Source organism: Pseudoalteromonas lipolytica (assembly GCF_001306915.1).
GTDB lineage: Bacteria > Pseudomonadota > Gammaproteobacteria > Enterobacterales > Alteromonadaceae > Pseudoalteromonas > Pseudoalteromonas simplex.
Window position 1 is genome coordinate 129,774 of sequence record NZ_LJTC01000005.1, and the last position, 22,412, is coordinate 152,185.

Here is a 22,412-nt window from a genome sequence, read left to right on the forward strand (position 1 = left end):
GACATATGTCAGACAAAAAAATCGCATTTATAGGCACGGGTAACATGAGCTACGCCATCATTGGCGGCATGGTAAAGAACGGTTTTGCAGCAAAAAACATCATTGCAACCAATCGCAACCAAGAAAAATTAGCTAAGGTTGCTGCTGATTTCGGGGTGCAAACTACCGCGGATAACAACGCGGCACTTCGCGATGCTGATGTGATTGTCTTATCTGTTAAACCACAAATGATGGGCGATCTTTGCCAATCATTCCAAGATTCAGGCGTTGATTTTAGCGACAAGCTATTTATTTCAGTAGCAGCAGGTCTTACCGTAAACCGTTTACGTGAAATGCTGGGTCAAGATGTGAAAATGGTGCGTTGTATGCCAAATACACCATCATTACTAGGCCGTGGTGTTTCTGGCCTTTATGGCGCGGATGAAACCGCTGAAGAGCACGAGTTTGTACAACAAGTTTTTGAGTGTACAGGCATTGTTGTGTGGGTTGAGCAAGAGTCACAAATCAACAACATCATTGCTGTTACAGGCTCATCTCCTGCTTACTTCTTCTTATTTATGGAAGCTATTGAAGAAAAAGCGAAAGCACTTGGTTTTAGCGATGAAGATGCACGCCGTTTAGTACAACAAACAGCACTGGGTGCTGCCGAAATGGCTCTTTCGCAACCAGACATCAGTATTTCTCAGCTACGTGCAAACGTAACCTCTAAAGGTGGTACGACTCACGAAGCTGTTGAGCATCTTAAATCACAAGGTTTAGTCGGTACTGTTGCAGATGCAATGGATGCCTGTATCGCTCGCGCTGAAGCGATGGAAAAAGAACTTTAAGCTTACTTTTTGAAGGTAAAACTATGCAAGCCATGCACTTTTTAGTTGGGATTATTTTTGATCTCTTTTTAATGGTGGTCCTTTTACGCTTTTGGTTACAAGCGGCAAAAGCTGACTTTTACAATCCTATGAGCCAGTTTGTGGTGAAAGCCACTTCGTTCGCAGTGAACCCACTTCGTAAAATCATACCAGGAGTGGGTGGCTTTGATATTGCTTCGTTAGTGCTTGCTTATTTAGTCGCTGTAGCCAAACTCAGTGTTATTTTTCTGATGTTTTATAACGCTTGGGCGCCAGGTCCGGTATTTATTCAAGCGTTAATTACAGTAATTAAAGAAGGTTTAAACTTGCTATTTTGGGTATTAATTATTCGTGCTTTACTTAGCTGGGTAAGCCAAGGCTACAACCCAATTGAGGCTGTATTCCACCAGCTAACTGAGCCGATGTTACGTCCTATTCGTAAGATTATCCCACCACTAGGTGGTCTAGACCTATCAATCTTAGTGTTGATTATTGGTCTACAGTTTTTACAGTTTTTAGTAATGGATTTAATTGGCTAAGCGTTTAACGTGAAGCAGTAAGGGGCCGAAAGGCCTCTTTTGTTAAGTGAGATATACCATGAAGCAATTTATTTATTTTTCTTTGATTGTATTGAGTTTATTTACAACTTTTGCCAAAGCTGATGAACAAGCAGGCGCCCAGTACAAGGTTCTTGGCCCTTGGGAAGTTCATTACATTGCATTTCCATCGACTTTTATTCAGCCAAACATCGCTAAAAACTATGATTTAGAGCGTAGCCCTAGCAAAGGGATTATTAATATTTCGGTATTAAAAAACAGCGATAAAACAGCGCAGACAGCAACTTTAACTGGCACTGCACGTAACCTACTTGGTAATAAAAAGCAGCTTACATTTAAAGAAGTTGTGGAAGGCGATGCGATTTATTACCTCGCGCAAATCGATTACAGCAACGAAGAAATTTACCGTTTTGATATCGAAATTAATCAAAACGGCAAACTACAAACGCTGAAATTTCAGCAAAAATTTTACGTAGATTAATAGACCTATGAACAACACCTTGGTTTTAGCCACGGGTAACCCTGGCAAAGTAAAAGAGCTGGCAAGCATGCTCAGCCCACTTAATATTAACGTGGTTCCACAAAGCGATTTTCAAGTGCCAGACGTGCCAGAAACAGGCACCACATTTGTTGAAAACGCCATTATTAAAGCGCGCCATGCAGCAAAGATCACAGGCATGCCTGCGATTGCTGATGACTCAGGCCTTGAAGTAGACGGCCTAAATGGTGCGCCAGGTGTGTACTCTGCACGCTTTGCCGGAGCAGCTGCTAGCGATCAAGATAATATCGACAAGTTACTAAAAGAGCTTGCTGATAACCCTGTTCGCAGTGCGCGTTTTTGGTGTGTGTTAGTATTAATGCGTCACGCCGACGACCCAACACCGCTTATTTGTAGTGCCTGTTGGGAAGGCGAAATCACCCATAGCCAAGATGGTCAGGGTGGGTTTGGTTATGATCCTGTTTTTTACGTACCATCTGAGCAATGCACTAGCGCTCAGTTAACTAAAGAGCAAAAAAATGCCCTTAGCCATCGCGGCCAGGCTTTAAAACAACTACTTGCGCAATTGCAGCAAAAAGGCGGCCTGTGAGTTTACCGCCTTTAAGTTTATATGTGCACGTGCCTTGGTGCGTGCAAAAGTGCCCATACTGTGACTTTAATAGCCATGGTCAAAGAGGCACAATCCCCGAAAAAGAATACGTTCAGCATCTTATTGATGATCTCAAGGCCGATTTGCACTTAGTGCAAGGGCGTAAAATCCACAGCATTTTTATTGGCGGCGGCACGCCAAGCTTATTAACCGGTGACGCATATACTCGCCTACTTGGTGAAGTCGACAGATTAATTGGCCTAACTGATGACTGTGAAATTACCCTAGAGGCAAACCCAGGTACCGTCGAAACAGGTCGCTTTAAAGAATATGTTGCCGCTGGCATCAATCGTATTTCGATTGGTGTGCAAAGTATGCAAAACGACAAGCTAAAAGCCCTTGGTCGTATTCATGGTGCTGATGAAGCAAGTTATGCGGCTAAACAAGCACACCAAGCGGGGCTAAACAGTTTTAATCTTGATTTAATGCATGGCTTGCCAGGGCAATCTGTTGCAGACGCCTTAAGCGACCTTGAAAAAATTATTGCCCTTAATCCTCCTCATATCTCTTGGTATCAACTAACCATTGAGCCAAATACGCAGTTTGCTTCTAAGCCACCGACCTTACCTCATGACGACACCCTTTGGGATATTCAAGAACAAGGTCAAGCGTTACTCGCAGCAGCAGGTTATGAGCAATACGAGATCTCAGGCTACGCCAAGCCCGGCTACCAATGCCGTCATAACTTGAATTATTGGCGATTTGGCGATTATCTCGGTATCGGCTGTGGTGCTCATGGTAAAATTACTGATGAAAATAAAGTCATCACCCGCACCGTGAAAGTTAAGCACCCGCGGGGCTATATGGACCTTGCCAAACCGTATTTATATCAGCAATGGCAAGTAGCAGAAGACGACTTAGCTTTTGAATTCTTTATGAATCGTTTTCGTTTAGTCGAACCCTGCCCCAAAGCTGATTTACCTTTGCTTACAAGTTTGTCACTGCAAAGTCAGGAACAAGCCTTGACTGAGGCAATTGCAAAAGGCTTACTAATTGATGATAAAGATAACTGGCAGGTAAGCCAAAAAGGCCATCGCTTTTTAAATGACCTGCTAGAATTATTCGTTTAAGAATTATAATTAAATTTCTAACAACTACAAAGGAACGATAATGCGTAAACTGACCTTCATCGCTGCGGCGGTAAGTGTTGCATTGCTTGGCGGCTGCCAACAAATGCAAGAGCAACCGAAGCCTGCACCAAGTGTACAAAGCCAACCTGTACAAAGTGAAATCGATAAAGCTAACGCCTTCTTCGAAGATACTTTTAACCGTGATGTAATGAAAAGCCCTATTTATCAAACATACATGGGCATCAAAAAAGATTACGATAAATGGGATGATGGCAGCGAAGAGCGCGTTTTAGAAGACTTTGAACAAACTAAAGCTGACCTAGTTGCGCTTAACGCAATTAACCGCGAGCTATTAGATGACGCAACAAAAGTAAGCTACGACCTTAAAAAGCAAGATTTAGAAAACGAAATTGCTGATTTCAAATGGCGCCATTACAACTACCCTGTGAACCAAATGTTTGGTGTTCACTCGATGATCCCTGCGTTTTTAATCAACCAACATCAAATTGCCGATGCATCTGATGCTAAAGCGTATATCTCACGTTTAAATGGTGTTACAACGGTTATTGATCAACTAATCAAAGACCTTGAAGTACGTGCAGATAAAGGCATTATCGCGCCTAAATTTGTTTTCCCACACGTGATTGATTCAAGCAATAATATCTTACGCGGCGCACCATTCCATGATGGTGAAGACTCAACGTTACTTGCTGACTTTAAACGTAAAGTTAACGCATTAGAGATTGCCGAAAGCGAAAAATCTGCACTTATCAGCGACGCTGAAAAAGCCCTAAAAGCAGCAGTAAAACCTTCTTACACTAAGCTAATTAACTTCTTAGCTCAGTTAGAAAAGCGCGCTGATGACCGTGATGGTGCTTGGAAATTCCCTGACGGCGAAGCGTTCTACAACAACGCTTTAGCACGTACCACAACAACTGATTTAACAGCGAAAGAAATCCACACTATCGGTTTAGCTGAAGTCGCGCGCATTCACGACGAAATGCGTGCAATCAAAGATAAAGTAGGCTTTAAAGGTGACCTTAAAGCATTCATGCAATTCATGAAAACTGATAAGCAGTTCTACTACCCTAACACAGCTGAAGGTAAACAACGCTACCTTGATGAAGCAACAGCGCTTATCGATAACATGAAATCTCGTCTAGACGAGCTATTCATTGTTAAGCCAAAAGCTGACCTTAAAGTTAAAGCAGTTGAAGCATTCCGTGAAAAAGCAGCAGGTAAAGCGTTCTACCAACAACCTGCGCCAGATGGCTCACGCCCAGGTATTTATTACGCAAACCTTTACGATATGGAAGCAATGCCAACATACCAAATGGAAGCACTTGCATACCACGAAGGTATTCCAGGTCACCACATGCAAATTGCTATCGCGCAAGAGCTTGAAGGTGTACCTAAGTTCCGTAAGTTTGGCGGCTACACAGCGTATGTTGAAGGTTGGGGTTTATACTCTGAGCTAGTACCAAAAGAAATGGGCTTATACGAAGACCCTTATTCAGACTTTGGTCGTCTTGCGATGGAATTATGGCGCGCATGTCGCCTAGTAGTAGATACAGGTATCCACGCAATGAAGTGGACACGTCAAGAAGGTATCGACTACTACGTAAATAACACACCAAATGCGACGTCTGATGGCGTTAAAATGGTTGAGCGTCACATTGTAATGCCTTCACAAGCAACGGCATACAAAGTAGGTATGTTGAAAATTTTAGAGCTTCGTGAAGCGGCTAAAGAAAAACTAGGCGATAAATTCGATATTCGTGAATTCCACGATGTAGTACTTAAAAATGGTGCAGTACCATTAAATGTACTAGAGAAGTTTGTTAACCAATGGGTTGCTAAGAAACAAGCAGCTTAACCAATAAAGACGTGGAAAAGGCCGCTCAGCGGCCTTTTTTATTTATTTAAACAAGTAGTTGAGCTATAAATGTATAAATAATAAAAAACGAGTATCTCCATGCAAAGCGCGATTGAGCAATTGAACAGCCGACTTCAACATCATCAGTTAAAAGAACTCATTGCCGATTACCAAAGTTTATCGGGAGTTTTGCAAGCGGCACAATTACAGCATATCTATCAATTAGCGTGCAGTAGTGAAGTTAAATACTTGTTTTTACAAAATGTGGCAGCGCATTTACTCGAAGCAAGCCCGCTGCCAAGTGAAGCTGTAGCCTTAATTGATGATATCGATAAACTGAGCTTTTTCACGCCTGGTCTTAAGTTTCAAAATGCTTTTTGTATTACCGACAACCAAGGCAACACCCTACTACATCATTTATTTACGCAGTGTCAGGCTAATAACCTACCCTTTAATTACTTGCGTTCGTTAATGTTATTTGAAAGCAACGAAAGCTTGGGTGTTGCGTTAAAAACATTAAATAAGCAGCAGCTCACTCCTATTGGTTGCTTTATAGCGCTAAACAGCACGACCCAAATGCTAGCCAAACATGAATTCTCTGCATTATTAGCCATGATGGAAGTCGACCAAAGTCACAGCCCTAGCGCAGTCAGCGCCTTGGTAAATACCCTTAAGCAATTTTATGGTGCCAATCAAGCAACGAGTAGCGACAGTAAAGTGCTGCTTTGCGCGGCCTATTTGCAAGTGCCAACGGCACAGTTATTAAACGCGCTCAATCAATAACTCCATGAATAAGGATGTTGTTAAAGCGTTTTTATCGCTCAGTAGTTTTACCGCCCTTAACCATGGTAGCCGTATTGTGCTTACCTTGTGCCTTGCAAGGTTATTAAGTACTGATGAGTTTGGTACTTTCGCGGCGTTACTCGCACTGTGTGAAATTTTGTTATTACCTGCGAGTATGGGCTTTGCATCATCTTTAATGCGTATTAGCTACCCGCTCTATAAAGCTCAGCAACATGACTTACTACGCGGCTTAAAACATGTTTATTTAGCTGCATCGTGTTTATTCGGGGTGATTTTTGTCGCTGCTGTGGTGATTAGCTTTCAAGCTATTTCACCGCACCAAAGCGCTCAAGAGCATGTGGTCTATTTACTATTACTGGTGCCGATTGGCGCCATTATGCAAAGCCAATCGGCTTTTTTAGTGGCTTTGAATAAACCAAAAATTGGCCTGATAACGCAGCAGTGTATTTTTGAATTGCTAACAGCGGGATTTTGTTTTTTCGTGTACTTGATACGTGGCGACTTATCGTTAGTCGAGATTTGTATCTTGTTGTTTTGTAGCATCTTGTGCGTAGTCATTTATCAATATTGGTTAATCAAAAGATTGATCGTTGCAAGCACTGCCCGCTACCAAACCAAGCAATGGTGTAAAGACTCATTGATCATGCTCGCCAGTGGCGCAGGCACCGTGTTGGTAGCAAAACTCGATGTTTTACTGGTGCATCACTGGTTTGGTGCACAAGGCGTGAGTATCTTCTTTCCTGCGGTAGTGATTGCAGGCTTACTGACGATTTTAGGCAATGCCGCCAACCAATATTTAAAACCCATTTTAATGGCCGATGAGACGACCGAGCAGCAACTTAGCGAGTTAATGAAAGTGGTATGGCGTTTTAACTTTGCCGCTATTTTGCTACTTGCCCTACTCGCAAAACCGCTTCTCACTCTCTATGGCGAAAGCCAATTACAAGAAGGATTTTGGATTTTAATGCTGCTGTTACTCGGGCAATTATTATTACCAGCAAGAATTTTAGCCAGTAGCATGATCAAGTTAAAAGGCAACCCGCTTATCAACTTGTATGTCTTACTTGGTGCAACCAGTGTCACGGTTTTAATGGCAGTACTATTAAAAGATCAGTTTGGCTTATTGGGGGTGGCTGTGGCGTTTAGTGGCGGCTTTATGCTTGGAGCGATTTGCCGCATGGTGATTGTGTGCACACGCATGCGGCTACCTTTATCTGTGGTATTGGGTTTAGTCAGATAGATAATATTCAACACTGGTAACTACACGCACTTTTTTCAGCTGAGGTGTGTTTGAATCTCTATCAGAAATTGAAAACTGCCCCTGACGCGCTGTTTTAATTTTACCTAATTTAGACTGTGAATCTTTGGCAAATTTCATTGCTACTTCGCGGGCTTTTTCGGTTGCTTCTTGAATCATATTTGGCTTAATTTCATTTAAGCCATTAAATAAATATTGAATCCGCGTTTCGTAATTATCTTGTACTATCGCAATGCCTTGTTTGGCTAATTGGCTTACTGCGCCTAAGGCATTTTGCACTTTTTCAATATCATTTGAATAAACAATGACATTATTACGAGCAATATAACGAAACTGCTGATTCTCGCCGCCATATTCGCGAGCTTGTTTATCAATAATCGATTGGCTACCAAGGCTGATTTCTTCATCACTAAAACCATGTAGTTTTAAAAAAGCCACAACCGCATCACTTTTCTCTTCAACTCGACCCACTAGTTTTTCTAGGTTGTTATCGGCATCAGAAAACTGTAACGGCCAGATAACGGTGTCGGCTGGCACTTCCATTTCAGCTAGCCCTTTAACATGAACTGTGCGCTCCATACCCTTTACATCAAGGGCTGCACTTTTCAATATAAAACCTAATCCGAGCAAACCGACCGCCAATGCACACGCTGCAATAACGATATTAAATGGTTGCGCTTTATTCATGCTTTTCTCCTTGATATAGGTCACTGTTTTTGACTCGAAAAGTAGTTATAAACAGGTTATCTTATGAGTATAACTTTTAATACTTTGGAAGCGTGTCGGTTCTAGTTTGAGTGTATTAAACTTAACAGACCCTGAAGTTTTAACAAACATCGCAAGCGAAGGAAACAGCATGAGCGTTAAACGTATTAGCCAATTTTTTAATCCTAAATCGGTCGCGGTGATTGGCGCCTCAAATTCCCCTAACCGAGCGGGCTTTGTGGTTATGCGCAACCTTTTACAAGGGGGCTTTAAAGGCCCAATCATGCCTGTTAGTTTAAATCACAGCGCTGTACACGGGGTATTAGCCTACCCAAGCATTGCTGCACTACCTAAAGTGCCTGATCTTGCGGTTATTTGTACTAATAAAAATACCTTAATTAACATCATTAACGAGCTTGGAGAGCTTGGTTGTAAGCATGCGGTGGTAATTGCAGCGGGTTTAAACGTCGATCAAAAGCACGCATTAAAAGAAGCAGCTGCTGAGGCAAATGTCTCTTTACTTGGGCCTAATTGTTTGGGCTTACTTATTCCTCATATTGGTTTAAATGCCAGCTTTTCACATACGGTTGCAAGCCCAGGAAAGCTTGCTTTTGTATCGCAATCTGCGGCTGTTTGCTCAACCATTCTAGATTGGGCGAAAAACAAAGAAATTGGCTTTTCATATTTTGTATCTGTGGGTGATTGCCTAGATATCGACTTTGATGAGTTACTCGACTTTTTAGGCCGAGATGCAAAAACTAAAGCTATTTTGTTATATATCGATAATATTGAAGATATTCGCAGCTTTATTTCCGCAGCGCGAGCCGCTGCGTTTAGCAAACCCGTAATCGCCATTAAAACCGGTAAAACCAGTGCTGGTGCCCTCGCTGCAGAAATACACACTGGTGGCAAACAAAGCTCAGATGCAGTCTATGATGCGCTATTTCAGCGAGCAGGTATGCTTAGGGTAAACGACTTACGAGAGCTTTTCGCTGCGACACAAACGCTGGCAATGCACCCAAAACTTCTTAAAGTCGAGCAGCTAACTATTTTAACCAATGGCGGCGGCCCAGGTGTCATGGCTGTGGATACGCTCTTGCAAAGCTCAGGAAAGCTGGCGGAGCTCAGCGATGAGACCAGAGCTGCGCTTAATAAAGTCATTCCGCAATCAGAAATGACCTCAAATCCGGTGGACATTTTTGGTGACTCAGCGCCTAGACGCTATCAACAAGCCTTAGAAATCTTACTACAAGCTAAAGAAGTTAAAAACTTGCTGATCATCCATACTCCTTCAGCACTTGCACCGAGTGAAGATTATGCAGAGATCATTGTTGAAACCTTGGAAAAAATCCCAAAAATGGCTCGCCCTTATGTTATGACTAACTTTATGGGTGAAGATGCCGCCTATGCTGCACGTAAAGTCTGTACCAATAACGCTATTCCAACCTACCGTACACCTGAAGGTGCGGTGGGTGCCTTTATGCACTTAGTAAGTTATCGTCGTAACCAAAAGCATTTAACACAAACACCAGAATCAAACACCGATGATGCAAAAATAAATAAAGACGCTGCACGCTCTGTGGTGAGCGAGTTTTTAGCCGAAGAGCAAAGCTATTTATCAACCCATGAAGCTAGTCAAATTCTCACTCATTATGGTATTGATTGTATTCAAACTGAGGTTGCTTACACGCCAACAGAAGCCAAAGAACAAGCTATTGAGCTGGGTTTTCCGGTAGCGTTAAAACTAATTAGCCCAAGTATTCCTTCTAAATCAGAAGTCGGTGGTGTTGTCCTTAATTTAAATGATGCGCAAGAAGTTGAGCAAACAGCCTTTGCCATGCTGCTACGAATCAAAAACACCTACCCTGATGCCCATATTGAAGGTTTTTCACTGCAAAAAATGGCGCCGCGAGCGGGTGCTAATGAGCTACGTATCGCCATCAAAACAGAGCCTAACTTTGGTCCGGTGATTTTACTGGGTGAAGCTGGCACCGGACTTGAGTTCGCACAAGCTGCAGTGGCATTACCGCCACTTAATATGAACTTGGCAAAATACCTAATAGCTGCAGCGCACGATAAAGGCGTACTTAAAGACCGCGTGCTACCAGAAAAAGTCGATAAATACCGTTTATGCGCCCTACTCACCCGTATTTCGCAGCTGGTTATCGATCAACCTGATATCACCAGTGTTGAACTTAATCCAATTTTAGCCAGTAACGGGCAGTTTTTGGTCCTTGATGCGACCATTGGTCTTAGCCGTTATAAAGCAAAAGCGAACCGTAAACGCTTGTGTATTCGTCCCTACCCAATTGAATTAGTTAAAGAAGTAACCCTTAAAAATAATACCCAAGCACAGTTAAGACCTATCAAACCGGAAGATGAGCAAGCACACTTAGAGTTTGATCAATCATTGAGCAAAGAAGACAGATATAAGCGCTTCTTCGGTGAATTACCGCAATTTAATCATGATCAGCTCGCGAAAATGACGCAAATTGATTATGACCGAGAAATGGCGTTTATTGTCAGCCAAGAGCAAAATGGTTCAGCCTGTACATTAGGGGTATCTCGAGTATTGATGGATCCAGACAAGCTCGATGCTGAGTTTGCAATTGTGGTGCGCTCTGATTGCCAAGGTTTAGGGCTTGGTACAATATTAATGAATGCGGCGATTGAGCATTGTAAAAACCAAGGCGTTAAACAAATTTCAGGGATCACTTTACCTGAAAATACTGGCATGATTGAGCTGGCACGAAAACTCGGGTTTAAGATCACCCGCGACTTTGAAGAAGGCAGCATTAATATGGTGCTAAAACTTAACTAAAACTGGATCATTATTTTGCATCGTTTAAGAAATTACACTGCACGAGTTTTTGAAGGTAATGGTAAATATCGACGTGTAGGACGCGCACTTGACGTGTTTTTGATGTCGCTGATCATGATCAATGTAGTGGCAATTGTTTTGGAGTCGGTTGGCCCTTTAGCAAAGCAGTATCATTATGAATTTTTAATGATTGAGCTGATTTCTGTTGCTATTTTCAGCCTAGAATATGTGCTCAGGCTTTGGTCATGTGTAGATAAAAGCGTGCACAAAGAAAGCACGCTGACAAACTCAAAGATTCGTATTAGGTATTTCTTCTCGCCCATGGCGCTGATTGATCTCATTGCGATTTTACCCACCATTCTAATGATGTTTGTGAGTGTTGATTTACGTTTCTTACGAGTACTTAGGTTAATGCGTATTTTTAAGCTCACTCGTTACTCAAGAGCGATGCAGCTATTACTAAACTCGTTCAAAGAAGAAAGCAGTTCACTGCTTGCTGCATTTTTTATAATGGCCGTGGTCTTGATCATCGCCTCATGCGGTATTTATTTAATTGAACATGATGTGCAGCCCGATAAATTTGGCTCTATACCTGCTGCAATGTGGTGGGCCATGGTGACACTTACAACCGTTGGTTATGGCGATGTGGTGCCTGTGACTCCTCTAGGCCGCTTATTTGGTGGTGCTATCACACTAGTGAGTATGGGCATGGTGGCAATTCCAACTGGTTTGCTAGCTTCAAGCTTTTCTGAACAGTTACGTAAACGCAGACAAGTGTTTACCGATGCAGTACATGAAGCCATTGAAGACGGCCACTTATCGCCAGTTGAAGAAGAACATTTAGAGAACTTACGCTATAAACTAGGCTTAAGTCAGCAAGAGGCGAACAAAGCGATTCATAACGAACTTAAAAACCGCAATCGTAATTTATATTGCCGCCACTGCGGTAAACGCCAAGATTAACTAAAAGGTAAAGCTTTGGCTTTACCCTAAAAACTCATCATCCCACAGGGTGTCTAAAAGCGCTTTTACTTCATCACCTGCTACAGGTTTACTAAATAGATAACCTTGAAAGTACTCACAGCCTAAAGAGCGTAAGAACTGCAATTGAGTGCGGTTTTCAACGCCTTCGGCAACACATTCTTTACCCAAGCTTTTTGCCAGCGTAAGCGTTGAGTTGATAATCGCTTCATCACCTTTATCAATACCAATATCATTAACAAAGCTTTTATCAATTTTTAGCACATCAACCGGAAAGCGTTTTAAGTAGGTCAGTGACGCATAGCCAGTTCCAAAGTCATCCATATAAATCCGACAACCAAGGGCCTTGAGTTTATCCATGCTCTGCTGTGCTTTATCTGAATCATGCATCATGACTGATTCAGTAATTTCAAAAACCACCGCACTGGCAGGCACTTTACTAGCTTCAAGCGCCTTATGAATATTTTCAACTAAGTTTACACTTTCAAAATCAAGAGCAGATAAATTAATCGAAATATATAAATCAGGATGCGTCGTGCGCCATTGACGAAGCTCAATCAAAGCTCGTGATAAAGTCTGCAGCATTATTTTGGTAATTAACCCTGAGCTTTCTGCTGCGTTCGCAAAATCTTCAGGCTTATATTCATCTTTATTTGGCCAACGTAAAAGTACTTCTAGCCCCGCGACTTGGCGTGACTCAGCACTGACTATTGGCTGATAAAAATTACAAAACTCATGCTCTTGGTAAGCTTTACTTAACTGCGATTCTAAATGCAAAGTACGTTGCACTTGTAAGTTCATTTCTTGCTTATAAAACTGATAACCACCTTCGACCAGTTGTTTGGCGTGATACAGAACCACATTAGATGCTTTTAATAATGCTTTGGTGGTTTGCGCATCATCAGGATAAACAGCAACTCCCACACTGAAGTTTACTTTTACTGCTTGTTGGCTGAGCTCGATATGCGATTCAACACTATCCATCACTCGTCCACACAATGATAAAAGCTCATCTACTTGTTTAAAGTCTTCAGCTAAAATAACAAACTCATCACCATCAAAACGTGCAAGACTATCTTGCGGTCTGAGAACTTGCTTTAGACGTTTAGCAACACGTTTCAGTAACTCGTCTGACTCTTCCCGACCGAGTGAATCATTAAAATATTTAAAGCGTTTAATATTAATATTTAGCAAAGCGACTTTATTTTGATGATAAGCAGCTTGCTCAATTGCGTGATTAACTCGGTCATTAAATAACGTTTTATTTGGCAAACCTGTTAAGGCGTCATAGTTAGCCAATAAGTGTAATTCACTCTCTGCCAATTTTTGCGCGCTAATATCAGTCACGATTATGACGTAACTATCTAGCTGACGATTACTTCCTGCAACGGCACTAATTTTAATTAATACTTGGCGCTTTTCACCAGTTGCTACCTCTACAACGTCTTCAGCTGAGAAATGCTCGCCAGACTGCAGCTTTTGCATCACTCTTAAATAATGTATGCGGGCAGCAATAGACAAACCGAGTGTTAGCGAGCGACTAGAACGAGGTTCAGCCGGAAAACCAAATGCATCTTGAAATGATTTGTTAGTAGCTCGAATTCGCAGATTTTTATCTAAGATAAACACCCAATCGCGAGTTTGCTCAAACGCTGCACCAAACAAGCGCGCGTTTTCTTCAAATACGAGCTCTCGTGTCATATTGGTATAGGTACCGGCTACTTTTTCTGGCGCATTATCTTGCCACTCAACTACTTTGCCAAAATCTTTATACCAGCGCCAATTGCCATCAGCATGGCGTAATCGGTAGGTGCAATTAAAATAACCTTTTTGTGTTGATAAAAACTCTAACCACTCTAAGCGGAAAGTTTGCTTATCGTGAGGGTGAATTCTTGCTAAGTAATCATCTAAATTAACACTGTCTGTTTCATAGCCTAGCTCATTCTTAAGGCGCGGTTGATATATAATTGGACTTTGTGAAGACCAATCCCACACACCTGAATGACTCCCTTCAAGCGCTAACTTTAAGCGTGCTTCACTTTCTTTACTTTCTTTATGGGCGGCAAGCAAAATTTGTTGCATACGATTTCGTCTAAAAACCCAAGCAGCGACAAAAAGTGCAACTAATAAAACATACAAAACAATGAATTGCGGAGCACGCCAAAGTGGGTACTTTACTTCAATATTTAATATAGCGGGTGGCGTTAACTCCCCTGTTAATGGATCTTTTGCCCATACTTTGAGTTGATACTTACCCGCACTAAGTTTTGGGAATAACACCCGGTTGTTATTACGGGTATAGGTTTTTTGACCATCACCGAGTTGATACTCATAAATGATACGTTCTTGATAATTAAATGCCATTGCCGAAAAGGCAACTTCTAGACCTATGTCATCATGCTCAAGAACGACACTATCAATAGGCTGCTTTAGCTCGGCAGGTAGATCACGAGACATTAAATCAAGATTAGTAATATTAACGTGATCAATTAAAGCTTGCTGGTAGTGGTTATCCATAGGAGAAAAGTAAGTAAACCCTTTGAGCGTACCATAGACAATTTGCCCTGACTCAAGCTTTGTGAAAGCACCACTATTAAACTCTGTAGAGAATAGCCCCTCTGAGCCTGTAAATTGTTGAAAGTGAAGATTATTAGGATTAAGCCGCCAAAGCCCTTTATGGCTGCTCATCCAAATCATACCCGCTTCATCAAGTACCATGTCGTATAACAAGGTTCCTAATTTATTTTTTTCAAGGTCAATGGTATAGATATGCTCATAGGTGCTAGCATCTAGGCCGATTAAGCCAAAGTTAGAAAGCGATAACCACAGAACATTGTTATTATCTATGATGTATGACATCACATTAACGGCTACATTTTCGTGTTGCTCGGGAACAGTATAAATCGTTGTCAACTCGAAAGACTGCGGATCAACCTGATATAAAATACCTGCATTATAAAATAAAGGCGCATCGGGCTTAGAAGATAAGGCGGGTAAGAACCCATAAGCTAAAAATGGCTCAAATTCATCAAATTTCCCACCAAGTCGGGTCACTTTTTGGCTATCAATATTGTATACAAACATGCCGTAATCAGGGTGGACATAGTAAAGATCACCCGAGGGCATTAATAATATGCCATGCACCCAGTCGTTTATTAAAACCTGATTTTCAGGATTTGCAGCCTTAACAGGTGACGCTTGTTTTGTGTCTGGATCAAAACTCAAAATTCCCCTGTTAGTGTGTAACCACAACTTATCTTTATAGGGCATTATTTGGTAAACGCTGAACTCTGTCGTTATTAAGTCAACTTGGTAGTCTTTTAAGAACACTTCACTTTCGTTAGTCTGTAAGTCAACCGCTGTTAAACCGTTGTGTGTGGCCAGCCAAAGCCTATTTTTAAACTCCGCAATACTCCAAATCGAGTGATGTGATAAACCATCACCTCTCAGTGAGTTAGCAGTCACATTAATAAAGTTGTAATTATCATAAGATAAATAAAAGGCCCCATCATTTTTTGTCGCCAGCCACATGCCACCCGATTTATCTTTTACAACATCAATAATACTGTTATCAGCTAACGTATAGCCGCCTTCCCGTAAACGCTTATTTTTATTAAGCTCTGCTGTTACTAGGTCGTATTCAAACAACCCTTTATCCGTACCTAAAGTAATCGCATCTTTTTCTTGAATAATAGTCCAAATATTCAAATCTTTTATTAAGGTTTTATTAGAGAAAGGCTTATTTGGATTCTCAAACATCGCTTCTAAATTACTGATATCAACTTGATACAAACCTCTGACAGCACCGACTAGTAGAGTTGTTTGATCGATTACTGCAAATGATTTCACATAATTTTGATAAATATGACTTGGTTTTTGCTGTAAGTGCTCAAGCTTACGAACCTCACCGCTAGCAATTTGATATACATAAGCGCCATTACTTGTGCCCATAAAAATGAATCCGTTATAAGCATACAGCTCTCTTATAACACTGCTTTTTACACGCTCAGGGATTTCAAAAATTGAAGTGACTTGTTTTGTTTCTAAATCCAACTTGGCAAAGTCCCAACCCCGACCTAGCCATAGTGTTTTGTCATCAACAGCCACCATACTAAACACCGACTCAATAAAAATTTGCTCTTCTGTGGTGGGTTTAGCAATAAACTGCTGATAAGTATCGGAAGTGGGATCATAACGGAATAAACCCGCTTGTAGCGAAGCTATCCAAATATAGCCTTGAGGATCTTGGTAAATACGGTCAATGATGGCATCTTCAAGCTCACCATTAGGTCCTTTGATATGAACAACCTGATAGCCGTCGTAGCGATTAAGCCCCCCCTCAGTCGATAGCCAAAGATAGCCACTGTTATCAATGAGCATGGTGTTTACATAACTTTGCGATAAGCCTTCGCTGGTTGATAACCGTTTAACCTGTGAATAAGCGCAGTGGCTAAACAAGACAAAGCTCAAAAATAAATAAATGGTTATAATAGAAAAGAACTTAGTCATTGACGTTCCAAATTGCTAACTTGGCACTGTGTCACGCGTAAAGTGCATCGCAACAATTTTTCGGTGTGCATAAAGTTCAAATAGTGATTGCAAGGAGTTGGGTAATGTTAATATATAGTTAAACCCATTTTGTAGATAAAAATCAATCAGATTTTGGTACACGAAGGTAAAAACAACCTTCTTTTGCCGAGCGGTTACGGCCGCAAGTAGCTGCGAAGCAACCCTTTGACCACGCCATAATTCATCTACATAAAGAGTAGACAAAAATAATAGCCCTGATTGGTCTTGTACTCTACACGCCGCGATTATCTCAGAATCTTTATAGGCAACCCATACTTGGTCAGCCTTGGTTGCTCGGCCACGTGCATTGTGTTTATCATAAAATTTATTTACTAACGGCGTTTTAATTGGCTCAAGTAAACAAAATCTAAACGCTGCCATGACTAGCTCATTAACGAAAGGTAATGCTCAAATTGTTGCTTAAGAAAAGCCTGCTCAGACATAGGACGATTATTTATTGCAGTATAAACACCTTCACGCGTATTTTTACCGCGCTTTATTTGATAAGCCCAAAATGATGCTTCGTAGTCCAATTGAATTTGATATTTTTGCTCTCTTGGCAATTTACATAAATTGAAACTCATACTTTCTCAGCTTTAATAATTTGATTTATCTAGTATAACAAAATTCAAACCGTTTAATCCGATAAATTAGCCCAAAAAAGCCTCTGACGAAACTTGATTTTAGCAACACTTGCCAGTAAATTAACGAGCAATTTATGTACGCAAGGAACGCATGTTGTCAAAATATCTGAGCCACAGATTCGCCTTTTTATTATTATTCTTTTGCTTTTCAAGTTTAGCCAATACCCACACTCTCTTTTTTAATCGTCCTGCTGATACTCCACAAGCTCGCTTTGTTATTGATTTACTTAAAATGGCCTATAAAGAAATTGGCTACGAAATAAGTATCATTGATTTTAGCCATCAAAATGCGCTGGAGGCCGCAAATCAAGGTGTATTAGATGGTCAGCTTGGTCGCATTGCTGATGTCAAAGAAGGCTATCCAAACTTAATAAAAGTGAACTACCCTTTATTTGATTTTAATTTAATCCTGCTAAAAAACTGCAAAACATGCTATTACCCAAAACTAAAATCGCTCGCAATCCAATCAAGTTACCCTGCAGCACAGAGTTACATTGAACGACATCCTTTTAAAGGGGATGTAATAAAAGTTAGAAATGTCACGGCTCAATTGAATCTACTTACGCAAAATCGTGTTGAAGGCGCAATTTTACTCGATTTTATGTTATCAACTAAACACCCTGACTTTGATCAAGATGCATTTCACAAACAAGTGCTGATGCCAATGCAAAGCTATCACTTTGTTCATAAACGTCATGAGAAACTAATACCCAAACTAACTAGAGTACTAGAGAAATTTGATGAAAATGGCACTGTGCAATTTTTAAAATCGGCGTTGATTGTTGATTTTCAGCTTGTTGCTTTTTCTGAAGGTAACGTTTGTAACGCTGTTGGCATAGACTGATCACTTTACGTTTTTCCGCATTGGTAAACTTATTCCAATAAAATCGCTCATCACGACTACGATAGCAGCCTTTACAATAACCCCGGTTATTAACTTGGCATATCCCTTTGCAAGGGCTTGGAATTTCAAATATTTCAATCTGTTGCATCACAAATGCCGGTTAATAAGTAATAGTAAAAGTATAGCCTGAAAATTAACCATAAAAAAAGCCACTTTAAAAAGTGGCTTCTTAAACTATTTGTTTCGCTTACTTAGACTCGCTTGTTGCAAGTTCTGCTTTACGATGAAAAGGCTTAGCGTACATAGCTAATACCAAAGGCTTTAACTCCTCTGGCACTTTTGCGATACGCTCATAAAATGCAGCGGCATCTTTTTCATCAATCACAGCTTGCGTACAACCACCTGCAATATAATTGCCTGGGTGTAAGAAAAACGAATCAACAATTTGCTGATCAATAGTTTTTGCCAGCTCTTCAGGCGATTCACAGCCCGACTCAATTGGCTCGCCAAACGCTAAATGTACATGCCCTTTGGCGGTGCTAAAACCTTCAACAATACTTGCTATGTCTTCACCCTGCTGTTTTACATACTGGCCATGTTGCTGTTTATGATAAAGCTCTTTCGCTTTAGCAATCGCGCATGGCTCGTATTGATAAGAGATAGACACAGGTACAATTTTTAATTCGCGTACGTATTCAGCAAACTCTTTCTTCTGCTTGCGGCCTTGTAACTGCAACATTTTAAGCAGGGCAGGATCTGTTTGGTCAAAACCGTCTTTTGCTCGGCCTTCTTTTTGCGCTATCCAAATTGAGTGGCCTCCAGCAAGTGAGTCATAAATATAAGCAGACAGCTGCGACAGCGCTTTTAGCATCTCTTTCGGTGCTTTCGCTGAGCGCTTCACAATAAAGCTCTTGTTTAAACGCATTAACTCAGTGATATAAGGAATTTGCAGTAAGTTATCACCAATGGCGATACGAACTGTCGGCATGTTGTGCTTAAACAAGCCCCAATTAACGAGCGCAGGATCAAGCACTATATCGCGGTGATTAGAGATAAATAAGTAAGCTTGTTTTGGGTCTAGTTTATCAATGCCCGAAAACGTTACCTCTGAAGTAGTACGGGTAATTAGTTTGTTCAAATAATCAGCCACTTCGTGCTGAACTTGCTCAACCGATGAGGTGTTACCCCACTTTTTACGCAGCTGGCTGCGCACTAATGGGCGAGTAATAAATGGGAAGTTCGATAAAAAGCGCGGTAAGTTATACTTAGCGATTACATCTACAAAGGCATTATCAGCAATCAAACGCGCTACTGAGTCAGCTACTTCATCATCATTGTAAGGTCTTATGTCGGCGTATTTATCCACACTTTCACTCATTAAAAACTACTTAAGTTAAAAAACGGCACGCAAAGCGTACCGTTAAAAATAATTGGCGGATTATAACTCAGGCAATTTTAAATGCGAACCGAGACGCGATAGTTAACCAAATTAAATGCCAATCAATGTATAAAATATTTATCTATAACAAATAATTAAGCAATGCTCTTACCAGTTTGCGAGGATTTTTTTAATACCATTTTTAACAGCAATCTGAGTATTAAAATTGCCAACACAATACCTGCAGCAAGGCTTAACCAATGAGGTAGAACCTCGTGCTCTTCACCCATCATCGGCGCTACCACAAAACCATATTGCGCCACTAAATAATCGGTTAAAAAGCCAAAAGCCAGTGCCGTGCCAATCACACCTATTAGGTAGGCAAATACCGCTCGCTTGCCAAGCTCTTTACCAACAACACCAAGCGTTGCGATATTGGTTGCCGGCCCAGCTAACATAAACACCAGCACCGCCCCCGGAGATACACCACTGAGTAATAAACCTGCCGCTATAGGTGTCGATGCAGTTGCACAAATATACATAGGAATACTGATTAAAATAACCACCAGCATAGCAAGGATGCCATTCCCCCACTGGCTTAAAAAAGATTCTGGTACATAAGTTTGTACAAGCGCTGCAAAGAATAAACCGATCATTAGCCAAATCATGGTGTCTTCAAGCAGCTTATTGCAACTAAAACTCACCGCGCGTTTCAGTTTGCTAAAACGACTTTCAACGGCTTTGGTTGGCTGCTCACTGCTACAACAGCTTTTCTGTATAGGCGCTGCTTTTTCTGTTGAGCAACTTTGTTGCTGCTCCTGTATTGGTTGCGATTCCTTGCTACTACAACAACTTTGTGCGGGCTTTGCTGGCGCCTCTTTACTGCAACAGCTCGTTGTGGTCACAGGCTTTGGCTGTTTACTACTACAACAAGAGTCTGCTTTAGTACTTTCTTTATCTGATTCTGTACTTTGTACTTGTTGGAGTTCACTGTCTTTCCCCACTAAGACGCCGGCCACAATGGCGCTGAACACGGCGGCAATAGGACGTATTATCGCCATAAATGGGCCTAGCAACACATAAGATACCGAAACCGAATCGACCCCAGTTTCAGGGGTTGAAACTAAAAATGCGGTGGTGGCACTTTTCGATGCCCCCGCTCTTCTTAAACCAATGGCTGCTGGGATCACACCACATGAGCACAAGGGCATTGGAGCACCTATAAAGGCTGCTTTAACTGTGGTCCACAACCCTTCTTTGCCTAAATGCCGGTTAAGAAAGTTAGCAGGCAAATATACATTGAGAAGACCTGCTATGAATAAGCCCAGCATTAACCAAGGTGCTGAGAGTAAAAACAGATGCCAAAAATTATTGAGTAAGTCCATCGATATCCTCCAGCGTCGTTAGTATTGAGCAGTTTTCAGCAGGCTCTTCACCGCCACAACATTTATCTGCTAACAATGAAAGTGAGTCATAAAAGCGAGTAAGCTCTGCAATTCGTTGTGCAACCAGATCACGTTTTTGTAACGTCACCTCTTTAACTTCATGACAAGAATGCTGATCTTTATGAAACTTAATTTGCAGTAGCTCTTTGATCTCAGCCAGACTAAAGCCAACATTCTTTGCTCTGAGAATAAACGCCATTTGCTTATAGTCATTCTCAGAATAAAAACGATATCCCACGTCTGAACGCGAACTAGGCGTTAACAAACCATGCTTTTCGTAGTACCGTAGCGTATCTGTTGAGACACCCAACTGACGGGCAAACTCACCTATTTTCATCACCGTCTCCATTGTGAAGCGTTTATTTATTATGCTCACTATAAACCTTGGAGTACACCCCAAGGTCAAGCAATAAATTAAAAAAGGAAAGCACATGAATATTACTGTCCTTGATACAGCGACATTAGCCAACACGTCGTTAGATGCCTTAGCGCAATTAGGTAAATTAACCTGTTACGATTTAACTGCTCAAGAACAGGTTGTTGAGCGCTGCCAAGATGCCGATATCGTTATCAGTAATAAAGTGGTGATTGATCAGCACGCCATGAGCAAATTACCTAATTTAAAATTAATATGTGTTGCAGCGACTGGGACTAACAACATTGATTTAATAGCAGCCAAAGAGCATAGCATTGCGGTGACCAATGTCGCGGGCTATTCAACACCGAGCGTGGTGCAGCACACCTTTACTCTCATCACTAACTTACTGGGCAATACTCACAGATATATTAATGATTGCCAGCAAGGCTTATGGCAGCAAAGTCCTATGTTTTGCCGTTTAGATTACAGCTTTAAAGAAATTGCCGGCAAAACATTGGCAATTATTGGTTACGGTTCACTAGGTAAAGCCGTTGCCGATGTAGCGCGTGCTTTTGGTGCTAATGTCATCATCAGTGAACGAAAAGGCCATGCACCTCGTGAAGGTCGTGTTAGTTTTAATGATGCCCTAACCATAGCGGATATTATTAGTGTTCACTGCCCGCTTACTGATGAAACACGCAACCAAATCGCCGCGACAGAATTAAGCATGATGAAACCGTCAGCTATCATTATTAATACTGCTCGTGGTGGGATTATCAATGAAGCCGATTTAGCTGACGCATTAGCTAATAATGTTATTGCCGGAGCTGGTGTTGATGTACTCAGTAAAGAACCTGCAGAGCAATCAAATCCGCTGGCACAGTATAAAGGCGCAAACTTATTACTTACTCCGCATATTGCTTGGGCCAGCCAAGAATCTATCGTGCGTTTAGTTAACGAAATTGCTTTGAATATCCAAGCATTTAATCAAGGCGAGATGCGTAACAGGTTGGTCTAAATCGCAATTTATTAGTCAATAGAGCTAAGTAGTTAGTAATTTATTACTTGGCTCTTTACCTAAAAACAACCTAAGAAACTGATTTAATTTA

General features: G+C 41.3%; 19 protein-coding genes. 11 read left to right on the forward strand and 8 right to left on the reverse strand.

The features are described from left to right. Positions 1-5: 5 nt before the first annotated feature. From proC to AOG27_RS08890, 8 genes are all read left to right on the forward strand, one after another. Positions 6-827 (forward strand): pyrroline-5-carboxylate reductase, encoded by an 822-nt coding sequence (gene proC, locus AOG27_RS08855; RefSeq protein ID WP_054552666.1) that lies wholly within the window; start codon positions 6-8, stop codon positions 825-827. A 23-nt stretch (positions 828-850) separates the two neighbouring features. Then, entirely contained in the window at positions 851-1,384 is a 534-nt protein-coding gene (locus AOG27_RS08860; RefSeq protein ID WP_054552667.1) for a YggT family protein, read from the forward strand. 58 nt (positions 1,385-1,442) lie between these two features. Continuing rightward, positions 1,443-1,883 carry a DUF4426 domain-containing protein gene (locus AOG27_RS08865; RefSeq protein WP_054552668.1) on the forward strand — a complete coding sequence of 147 codons (441 nt, stop codon included), beginning with the start codon at positions 1,443-1,445 and terminating at the stop codon, positions 1,881-1,883. Between the two features lie 7 nt (positions 1,884-1,890). After that, a complete protein-coding gene (locus tag AOG27_RS08870) occupies positions 1,891-2,490 on the forward strand; it encodes an XTP/dITP diphosphatase (protein ID WP_054552669.1) in 600 nt (199 codons plus the stop codon). After that, positions 2,487-3,620, forward strand: a complete 1,134-nt coding sequence (hemW, locus tag AOG27_RS08875) for a radical SAM family heme chaperone HemW (RefSeq protein WP_054552670.1) — start codon at positions 2,487-2,489, stop codon at positions 3,618-3,620. The genes AOG27_RS08870 and hemW overlap by 4 nt, the downstream gene beginning before the upstream one ends. Positions 3,621-3,660: 40 nt before the next feature. Next, on the forward strand, positions 3,661-5,496 hold the full coding sequence (locus AOG27_RS08880; protein ID WP_054552671.1) for a DUF885 domain-containing protein: 1,836 nt from the start codon (positions 3,661-3,663) through the stop codon (positions 5,494-5,496). 99 nt (positions 5,497-5,595) lie between these two features. Then, a complete protein-coding gene (locus AOG27_RS08885; protein WP_054552672.1) occupies positions 5,596-6,279 on the forward strand; it encodes a hypothetical protein in 684 nt (227 codons plus the stop codon). A 4-nt stretch (positions 6,280-6,283) separates the two neighbouring features. Continuing rightward, positions 6,284-7,540 carry a lipopolysaccharide biosynthesis protein gene (locus AOG27_RS08890; RefSeq protein WP_054552673.1) on the forward strand — a complete coding sequence of 419 codons (1,257 nt, stop codon included), beginning with the start codon at positions 6,284-6,286 and terminating at the stop codon, positions 7,538-7,540. Here the strand turns inward: AOG27_RS08890 and AOG27_RS08895 are convergent. Beyond that, positions 7,529-8,245, reverse strand: a complete 717-nt coding sequence (locus AOG27_RS08895; protein ID WP_054552674.1) for an SIMPL domain-containing protein — start codon at positions 8,243-8,245, stop codon at positions 7,529-7,531. The two genes, AOG27_RS08890 and AOG27_RS08895, sit on opposite strands and share 12 nt — an antisense overlap. Before the next feature lie 169 nt (positions 8,246-8,414). Here AOG27_RS08895 and AOG27_RS08900 point away from each other — a divergent pair, with 169 nt between their 5' ends. Together AOG27_RS08900 and AOG27_RS08905 are read left to right on the forward strand one after the other, a co-directional pair. After that, the gene (locus tag AOG27_RS08900) at positions 8,415-11,084 is read left to right on the forward strand and encodes a bifunctional acetate--CoA ligase family protein/GNAT family N-acetyltransferase (RefSeq protein WP_054552675.1); all 2,670 of its coding nucleotides are present in this window, start codon (positions 8,415-8,417) and stop codon (positions 11,082-11,084) included. Between the two features lie 9 nt (positions 11,085-11,093). Continuing rightward, positions 11,094-12,047, forward strand: a complete 954-nt coding sequence (locus tag AOG27_RS08905; protein ID WP_054552676.1) for an ion transporter — start codon at positions 11,094-11,096, stop codon at positions 12,045-12,047. Between the two features lie 21 nt (positions 12,048-12,068). Here the strand turns inward: AOG27_RS08905 and AOG27_RS08910 are convergent, their stop codons facing one another. The 7 genes from AOG27_RS08910 to zntR form a co-directional block, all read right to left on the reverse strand. Further along, positions 12,069-16,574 (reverse strand): EAL domain-containing protein, encoded by a 4,506-nt coding sequence (locus AOG27_RS08910; protein WP_054552677.1) that lies wholly within the window; start codon positions 16,572-16,574, stop codon positions 12,069-12,071. 15 nt (positions 16,575-16,589) lie between these two features. Then, the gene (locus AOG27_RS08915) at positions 16,590-17,015 is read right to left on the reverse strand and encodes a GNAT family N-acetyltransferase (protein WP_054552678.1); all 426 of its coding nucleotides are present in this window, start codon (positions 17,013-17,015) and stop codon (positions 16,590-16,592) included. Between the two features lie 2 nt (positions 17,016-17,017). Continuing rightward, the gene (locus AOG27_RS08920) at positions 17,018-17,218 is read right to left on the reverse strand and encodes a DUF3283 family protein (RefSeq protein WP_036966037.1); all 201 of its coding nucleotides are present in this window, start codon (positions 17,216-17,218) and stop codon (positions 17,018-17,020) included. Positions 17,219-17,997: 779 nt separating this feature from the next. Next, positions 17,998-18,270, reverse strand: coding sequence for a DUF1289 domain-containing protein (locus tag AOG27_RS21210; protein WP_082389237.1), 273 nt, complete (start codon positions 18,268-18,270; stop codon positions 17,998-18,000). 99 nt (positions 18,271-18,369) lie between these two features. Beyond that, entirely contained in the window at positions 18,370-19,500 is a 1,131-nt protein-coding gene (locus AOG27_RS08930) for a 1-acyl-sn-glycerol-3-phosphate acyltransferase (protein WP_054552680.1), read from the reverse strand. A 155-nt stretch (positions 19,501-19,655) separates the two neighbouring features. After that, entirely contained in the window at positions 19,656-20,885 is a 1,230-nt protein-coding gene (locus tag AOG27_RS08935) for an SO_0444 family Cu/Zn efflux transporter (RefSeq protein WP_054552681.1), read from the reverse strand. Beyond that, positions 20,869-21,282 carry a Zn(2+)-responsive transcriptional regulator gene (zntR, locus tag AOG27_RS08940; RefSeq protein WP_082389238.1) on the reverse strand — a complete coding sequence of 138 codons (414 nt, stop codon included), beginning with the start codon at positions 21,280-21,282 and terminating at the stop codon, positions 20,869-20,871. The genes AOG27_RS08935 and zntR overlap by 17 nt, the downstream gene beginning before the upstream one ends. Before the next feature lie 94 nt (positions 21,283-21,376). On the opposite strand from zntR, the gene AOG27_RS08945 reads away from it, so the two are divergent. Then, positions 21,377-22,321, forward strand: a complete 945-nt coding sequence (locus AOG27_RS08945; RefSeq protein WP_054552682.1) for a D-2-hydroxyacid dehydrogenase — start codon at positions 21,377-21,379, stop codon at positions 22,319-22,321. Positions 22,322-22,412: the final 91 nt, after the last annotated feature.

What these genes read in the sequence shown, in the direction of transcription:
- AOG27_RS08860 (WP_054552667.1), top strand. Translation starts at nt 851, where the DNA reads ATGCAAGCCATGCACTTTTTAGTTGGGATTATTTTTGATCTCTTTTTA.
- AOG27_RS21210 (WP_082389237.1), bottom strand. Translation starts at nt 18,270, where the DNA reads ATGCAACAGATTGAAATATTTGAAATTCCAAGCCCTTGCAAAGGGATA.
- AOG27_RS08865 (WP_054552668.1), top strand. Translation starts at nt 1,443, where the DNA reads ATGAAGCAATTTATTTATTTTTCTTTGATTGTATTGAGTTTATTTACA.
- AOG27_RS08870 (WP_054552669.1), top strand. Translation starts at nt 1,891, where the DNA reads ATGAACAACACCTTGGTTTTAGCCACGGGTAACCCTGGCAAAGTAAAA.
- AOG27_RS08890 (WP_054552673.1), top strand. Translation starts at nt 6,284, where the DNA reads ATGAATAAGGATGTTGTTAAAGCGTTTTTATCGCTCAGTAGTTTTACC.
- AOG27_RS08930 (WP_054552680.1), bottom strand. Translation starts at nt 19,500, where the DNA reads ATGAGTGAAAGTGTGGATAAATACGCCGACATAAGACCTTACAATGAT.
- AOG27_RS08900 (WP_054552675.1), top strand. Translation starts at nt 8,415, where the DNA reads ATGAGCGTTAAACGTATTAGCCAATTTTTTAATCCTAAATCGGTCGCG.
- AOG27_RS08915 (WP_054552678.1), bottom strand. Translation starts at nt 17,015, where the DNA reads ATGGCAGCGTTTAGATTTTGTTTACTTGAGCCAATTAAAACGCCGTTA.
- AOG27_RS08895 (WP_054552674.1), bottom strand. Translation starts at nt 8,245, where the DNA reads ATGAATAAAGCGCAACCATTTAATATCGTTATTGCAGCGTGTGCATTG.
- AOG27_RS08885 (WP_054552672.1), top strand. Translation starts at nt 5,596, where the DNA reads ATGCAAAGCGCGATTGAGCAATTGAACAGCCGACTTCAACATCATCAG.
- proC (WP_054552666.1), top strand. Translation starts at nt 6, where the DNA reads ATGTCAGACAAAAAAATCGCATTTATAGGCACGGGTAACATGAGCTAC.
- zntR (WP_082389238.1), bottom strand. Translation starts at nt 21,282, where the DNA reads ATGAAAATAGGTGAGTTTGCCCGTCAGTTGGGTGTCTCAACAGATACG.
- AOG27_RS08920 (WP_036966037.1), bottom strand. Translation starts at nt 17,218, where the DNA reads ATGAGTTTCAATTTATGTAAATTGCCAAGAGAGCAAAAATATCAAATT.
- AOG27_RS08880 (WP_054552671.1), top strand. Translation starts at nt 3,661, where the DNA reads ATGCGTAAACTGACCTTCATCGCTGCGGCGGTAAGTGTTGCATTGCTT.
- AOG27_RS08910 (WP_054552677.1), bottom strand. Translation starts at nt 16,574, where the DNA reads ATGACTAAGTTCTTTTCTATTATAACCATTTATTTATTTTTGAGCTTT.
- AOG27_RS08945 (WP_054552682.1), top strand. Translation starts at nt 21,377, where the DNA reads ATGAATATTACTGTCCTTGATACAGCGACATTAGCCAACACGTCGTTA.
- AOG27_RS08935 (WP_054552681.1), bottom strand. Translation starts at nt 20,885, where the DNA reads ATGGACTTACTCAATAATTTTTGGCATCTGTTTTTACTCTCAGCACCT.